Source organism: Candidatus Micrarchaeia archaeon (assembly GCA_041650355.1).
In the GTDB taxonomy this organism is placed as follows: Archaea; Micrarchaeota; Micrarchaeia; order Anstonellales; family Bilamarchaeaceae; genus JAHJBR01.
Genome location: JBAZLI010000057.1, coordinates 1 through 6045 on the forward strand (window position 1 = coordinate 1; position 6045 = coordinate 6045).

Annotated in this window: 7 protein-coding genes; 3 read left to right on the forward strand and 4 right to left on the reverse strand. The window is 55.0% G+C overall.

The features are described from left to right. Positions 1–666 (reverse strand): signal recognition particle receptor subunit alpha (locus WC488_04165; GenBank protein MFA5077594.1); only part of this gene is annotated, 666 nt, incomplete at its 3' end. A 120-nt stretch (positions 667–786) separates the two neighbouring features. On the opposite strand from WC488_04165, the gene WC488_04170 reads away from it, so the two are divergent. Then, positions 787–1401 carry a hypothetical protein gene (locus tag WC488_04170; GenBank protein MFA5077595.1) on the forward strand — a complete coding sequence of 205 codons (615 nt, stop codon included), beginning with the start codon at positions 787–789 and terminating at the stop codon, positions 1399–1401. Here WC488_04170 and WC488_04175 read toward each other — a convergent pair. Then, complete coding sequence (locus WC488_04175; GenBank protein ID MFA5077596.1) at positions 1398–1940, reverse strand: hypothetical protein; 543 nt, start codon at positions 1938–1940, stop codon at positions 1398–1400. The genes WC488_04170 and WC488_04175 overlap by 4 nt on opposite strands. Positions 1941–2021: 81 nt before the next feature. Between WC488_04175 and WC488_04180 the strand changes: the two genes are divergently transcribed. Both WC488_04180 and WC488_04185 read left to right on the forward strand, forming a co-directional pair. Then, entirely contained in the window at positions 2022–2705 is a 684-nt protein-coding gene (locus tag WC488_04180) for a TrmJ/YjtD family RNA methyltransferase (protein ID MFA5077597.1), read from the forward strand. 129 nt (positions 2706–2834) lie between these two features. Next, positions 2835–4049, forward strand: coding sequence for a hypothetical protein (locus tag WC488_04185; protein MFA5077598.1), 1215 nt, complete (start codon positions 2835–2837; stop codon positions 4047–4049). 1 nt (position 4050) lies between these two features. On the opposite strand, the gene WC488_04190 is transcribed toward WC488_04185, so the two are convergent. Both WC488_04190 and WC488_04195 read right to left on the reverse strand, forming a co-directional pair. Then, positions 4051–4674, reverse strand: a complete 624-nt coding sequence (locus tag WC488_04190) for a HemK2/MTQ2 family protein methyltransferase (GenBank protein MFA5077599.1) — start codon at positions 4672–4674, stop codon at positions 4051–4053. Between the two features lie 4 nt (positions 4675–4678). Beyond that, a partial coding sequence (locus WC488_04195; GenBank protein ID MFA5077600.1) for an HAD-IC family P-type ATPase occupies positions 4679–6045 on the reverse strand: 1367 nt, incomplete at its 5' end.

A 6045-nucleotide genomic window follows, 5' to 3' on the forward strand; every position in this document is an offset into this window, starting at 1 on the left:
CTGCTTCCCGGCCACCTGCCCTATATCCGCATTCATCACCAGGTAAGTCTCGTCAGGCCTGAGCGCCTCATTTATCCCTCTTAGCTCATCAGCCAATTCCACGTCGAAAGCGCTTCTTCCCGCAGAATCCACAATTACAATATCTTCCTTCGTTTCCGAGAGAGCCTTTCCGACCACTTTGGCAGCGTCTTTCTCTCCCAAAGCGGTGTAATACCTCACGCCGATTTTCTCGGCAAGCTGCCTGAGCTGCTCCTGCGCGGCCGGCCTCTCCACGTCAGCACCCACAAGCGCGACTGAAAGCCCCCTGGTTTTGTAAAAATACGCCATTTTCGCTGCGGACGTGGTTTTTCCGCTCCCGTAAAGCCCCAAAAGCAGCACCCTATGCCTGTCCATCCTGGGCTGGTAACCCTCGCCCATGAAGTCCACAAGCTCCGAGTAAACGACCTTGAGCACGTGCTCCCTGAGCGTGAGCGCCTCCATCTTCTCTGCGTGCAGCGCCCTGTTCTCTATTTTTTTGGAAAGCTCGAAAACAAGCTTCACATTCACGTCGCTTGAGATGAGTATGCGCTGAAGCTCCTTTATCAGCCCCTTGACTGCCGCTTCGTCCACTACTGGCAGATTCGCAATCTTCGCAAGCGCATCCCGCAGCTTTTTTCCCAAATCCATAAACAACCCTCTAATTCAGCAATTAAATATTGCTAAAAACCAATATAAAAGCCACGCCCTTAAACTGAACTAACACGTAAAAGCACATCTTTTTATTCATTTCGAACCGCATACTATAACATGAAACTCAGGATTTGCAACCTAAAAACCGCCGCACAAAGCCCGATTGTAAAAGCCACAAGCGTATTCCTGGCCCATCCGTTGCACGAATCTGCCCGCTTTTGCGGAATTGCATGGAGATATGCTAAACTGCATAAGAAAGAGAAACGATTCCTGGATGCGGCCGAAGCTTATGACAAAAAAGCGCTCGCAGTGGACAACACTTTAGGCAATCTCAAGGCTATGAAAACGGCCGGGGTAAACTACATGCTGGCCGCAGACGCCAGGCAAAAGGCGTGGAAGCTACGGCTCAAAATAAACCCCCGCGCGGTTCCTAGGCAGCGAGACAAATATGGTAGCATTGACGAGCATGGCATCAGCTCTGAGTGGGCGCTTGCGGTTTATTCATTCGCTGAAGCAATAAGGTTGGGCAAATCAATCATAGAAAGGCTCGGGTCTGAAGGCAAACCACGCGCGCCCATGCTTGAACACGTGGCCGCTACAAGGGAATTGCTTGCGGATTGTTTTACCAAATTAGGTGGGGATGACGGCGTTCAGAATGCCGCCCGCCAGTTAGAGATAGCCAAAGAAATGAGAGCTGAAGCTGACAACGAAAAGAAAATGCAATCGTTCTAATCTTCTTTCTCAAAAACCGCGATTTCCTCAAGCGAGACCATGTGGTCCGTCTTTATTCCCTTGCTCGCCTGCTTCCTCATTTCGCGCATGCTCTCGTAATAATCGTTAAGCTCGTCCCTGATTTTCTTCAGTTCAGGCTCTATCGCAGCTATCTCCCTTCCCACCTGCTCCACGTCCCCGTCCACGAGCCTCTTCTTCCTCCTCGCCTTTTCCACTTCAGAAACCTTCGCCAGCTCAGCTTCGACTTTTTTCACCTGCTTCACTAAATCCTTCTCCAACTTGGGGGTATAAGCCTGGGTGGAAATCCTGAATTCGAGCTGCCTGAGCTCCTTCCTCAAGGCCCCTATCCTCACATCCTTGGTCTGCTCCAGGAACGGCTCCAAAGCCTTCTGCTCGTACTCCTTGTACCGCTTTCTCGCGTTGAGCTTGGAAATCTTCTCCAGCAGCTCAGCCTTCCTCTTCTCGAGCTGCCTTATGTGCTCGTCGGCTTCGCTCTTCTGGTCCGAAGCGCCTTTCTGGTCTGCAACCTGTTCGCTCATTCAATCACGTAAACAAAGGAAAACTCGTTAAGGCATTTTTGTATAGGAATGTTTTAAAAACATGCAGAACACGCCCTTATAATGGAACTCCGCATCGTGCTTGTAGAGCCCGAGTACGCGTTCAACGTCGGCTCGGTTTGCCGTGCGATGAAGAACTTCGGGCAGTCCGAGCTTTTCCTCGTGAACCCGAAATGCCAGCTCGGAACAGATGCCTACAAGGGCGCGAAGCATTCCAAGGACGTGCTCGAAAGCGCGAAGACGGTCCGGACGCTGAAGGACGCAGTGGCCGGCTGCGGCCTGATAGCTGGAACAACTGGGATAAAACTGCGCAACAAGGGCACCATCCGCAGCGTAATCGGCCTCAGGGATTTCCTCGGGCGCCTCCACAGGTGCAAGAGCAAAAAAATCGCATTGGTTTTCGGCAGGGAGGGCATAGGCCTGAACGAGCGCGAGCTGAACGAGTGCGACCTTCTCACCCATATAGAGTGCTCGCCCGCGTATCCGGTGCTGAACCTCTCGCACGCGGTTGCGATAATCCTCTATTCCATTTCCAGGTTCAGCGGCTCCCAGGCCGAGCTTCCTGCGCGGAAAAGCGAACTCAGGGCGCTCCTGGAAATATTTTCCGGAATCTCATCCAAATACAGGAGGAAGAACAACCTCGCGCCCGTGGCATTCAGGCGCGTGGTTTCCCGCGCCGCGATAAACGAGCAGGAAGCAAGAGCCCTGCTCAACCTCTTCAGGCTCATCCTTGAAGATGCGGGCTAATCCGCACCCTCCTGCTGCCTATTTCGGCTCAGGAGCAGCCGTGCAGGGGCGCAGCTTCACCGAGCGCCCCGAATCAATTTTAAATACCCGCTGGCTATAACCTATCGCAAAAAACGCGCCGATGATTGCATGGACAAAAAGGAAAAGGAGAAGGAACTCCACAGGCTGGTTTCGCTGACGTTCGACGAGAAGCCCGAAATCAGGCGGGGGGCGGCATTGCAGCTCGCGGACAGCGGAGAGCCGGCCGCGCTGTTCGCCCTGATAGAGCTTTCCTACGACAAGGACGAAACCGTGAAGTCCACGGTGCAGGAAATACTTTCCAAGAAGAAGTCCAGCGGGGACAAGAACGCGATTTCCTTCGCGGACCTGTTCGCGCACGCGAACGAGAAGGAGGAGGCACAGCAGCCCGCGCTTCCTACGCCCGAGGAGGACCTCAGGAAGAAGCAGCTCCTCTCCCCCATAGAGCAGATATTCGAGAAGAAGCTCGGCAAGAACAAGGCCGCCATGGTGAAGGACAAGATGATGTCCACGATAGAGAAGATATACCTCAAGGCCGTGGGCTCCAGGAGCAGCCCGAACCCGACCGATGCAGGAAAACGCGAGAAGGCGATGCAGAAGATGCTCACCTCCTACGCAGACATCCTTTCCATGGGGCTGGACGAAGTGGCGTCTGTAGGCAGGCACGGCCGCGAGGAGAAGATTGCGGATGTGCAGACCATACAGGAATCAGCTTCGGAGCCGCCCATGGCCGAGGACGCGGTAGAAGTGCTCGAGCAGCTCGGAACCGGCGCGGACGCCTCAAAAATCTCCAAAGACCTCGCCTCCATAGTGGACGAGGAAGAGGAAATAAGGAAGGAGATTTCCAGCGGCGCGGAAGGCGACGCCGACAAGTCCATATTCCGCAGGGCATATGACGTGATGATGGCTTCCGACGGAGACGAGCAGGTGATGTTCGAACAGAGCCAGAAGCTCATGAAGCGGCTCGGCGAAGAGGTGGATTTCGCGTTCAAGATGGCCAAGCAGAGGTTCAAGGCCGAGAACATCACCCACCTCACCGAGCTCAGGAACGGGATGCGGAGCGTTAACACCGACCTGCTCACCGTCAAAAGCGCTGAAGCCGGGGAGTACATGCGCACCAAGACCAAGAAGGACAGCTACACGCGCATCACTGCGAACGATTCAGACGGGAGCGAGGGCATAATCTACCTGTTCGAGGGCCGCGGAAGCGAGGTGCGCCCGGAAATGAGAATCAAAGTGGTTAAAGGCCAGGTCAAGACATTCGAATTCTCCAAGGAGACCGCGATAACCGTTGGGAAGAAGGGCAGCGTCTACATAGTCTTATAGGCTAGATTTGCTTCCGCCATTTCCTTCTGCTTCCTCCTGCAGGCGCTCCGGCCTCGATTACAACTATTTTTTCAAAGAAGAACCTCTCCTCATCCACGACCTTTGCATCGAATCCGGCGTTCCTGAGCTTCCCGAGCGTTTTTTCTATCCCTGCAAGGCTGCTTTCCACGAGCAGCACTTTCCCGCCGGGTTTCAGGTATTTTGGAAATTCACGGATGAATCGGTCCGTAACCTTCCTCCCATCCTTCCCGCCGTCGAATGCAGCATTCGCATTTCCTTCCAGCCTTTCGCTTCGGGCAGTGGGAAGGTACGGCGGGTTGAAAACAATCGCGTCGAACTTTCCCTTCACGTTGGAAAAAAGGTCGCTCACCAGGAATTCCGCGTTCCCGGCTCCATTTTTTTCAGCGTTCGCCCTGGAGTTTTCCACGGCACGCGGGTTTATGTCCACCCCAACAACGAGGTTTTCAGCGCACGCTTTCGCGCATGCTAGCGCCTGTATTCCGCATCCGCACCCCATGTCGAGTATCCTGCCCCTCAGGAGTTCAGCGTGCCTTGCGAGAAGGAAGCTGTCCTCCGCAGGCTCGTAAACCTCTTCACCCACATCCAGTTTCAGCCCTGCGATCATGCCCTCACTTCTTCGCGAAAGCTTTCCTGACCTCCCCTACAACAAGCACGGAGAGCGCGGCGGAGAACGCGACTATTATGTCCTCGTTCGCCAGCCTGACCGTGTTGAAGAGCCCCTCGAGGGGCGCCAGCGCCACCACAGCCAGCTGCGCCGCAACCACGCCGAGCAGGGCAAGGATGAGCCATCTGTTCTCAAGCAGCCTGGAATGGAAATGTTCTGTCCTGGACCTGGAATTGAGCGCGTTCGCGACCTGCATCAGCGAGAACGAGCAGAACACCATCGTAATTGCTTTCACAGGCTCCACGGAGTTGTAGTAAAAGTATATTATTCCGCTTATGAGCGCCATGTACGCGGCCATGTTCACTGCCTCTATGGCAAATCCCGCGTCTATGAATCCGGTGTTCCTCCTGGGCCCGGTCTTCATCACCTCTTTTCCCGGCCTTTCCAGCCCCAGGGTTAACGCAGGAGGCCCGTCTATTATGAGGTTTATCCATAGAATCTGCACAGGCTCGAGCATCCTCATCCCAATTACATAAGGTATGGAAAGCATCACGAGCGCGAGGTTCGTGGTAATCTGGAACCTGAGGAAGCGGCCTATGTTCTCGGTTATCCCGCGCCCGTACTCTATCGCCTTTTCCAGGGTGGCGAAATTGTCGTCCGTGAGCACAAGGTCCGCGACCTCCTTGCTCACCGCGGTTCCGGTAAGCCCCATCACCACCCCCACGTGCGCCTTCTTCAGCGCAGGCGCGTCGTTCACCCCGTCCCCGGTCACAGCCACAATCTCATTCTGCTTCACGAGCCGCTCCACTATCCTCAGCTTGGACGCAGGAGTAGCGCGCGCCACCACGCTTATCTCCGAAAGCGCCATGTCCAATCCCGAATCATCCATGTCCTCGAGCTCGCCCCACACCACTATGCGCTTTCCATTGTCCAGCCCTATCTCGTGCCCTATCTTCCTCGCAGTCGCGATGTTGTCCCCTGTAATCATGATGACGCTTATCCCGGCCTGCCTGCACATCGCAATCGTTTGTTTCACCTCCCTCCGCACCGGATCGTGGAGCGCAAGCAGCCCGATGAATGTGAGCCCCTTCTCAGGAACTTCATCCCCCTCTGGCTTTCCCCAGGCAATCGCAATCACGCGCATCCCATCCGTTCCGAATTTCTCCAGCGCCTCGAGCACCCTCCTCTTCGCGTTCGCATCCATCTTCCCCGCGCCCTCGAAATTCGAGCACATCCCCAGCACGCTTTCAGGCGCGCCCTTCACTATTGCGACCCTGTTCCCTCCTATTTCGTAAACCCCTGCCATGTATTTCTTCGAGTAATCGAACGGGAAGAACGCGAGCTGGCGCGAAATCCAGCGGAAGCGCCTCA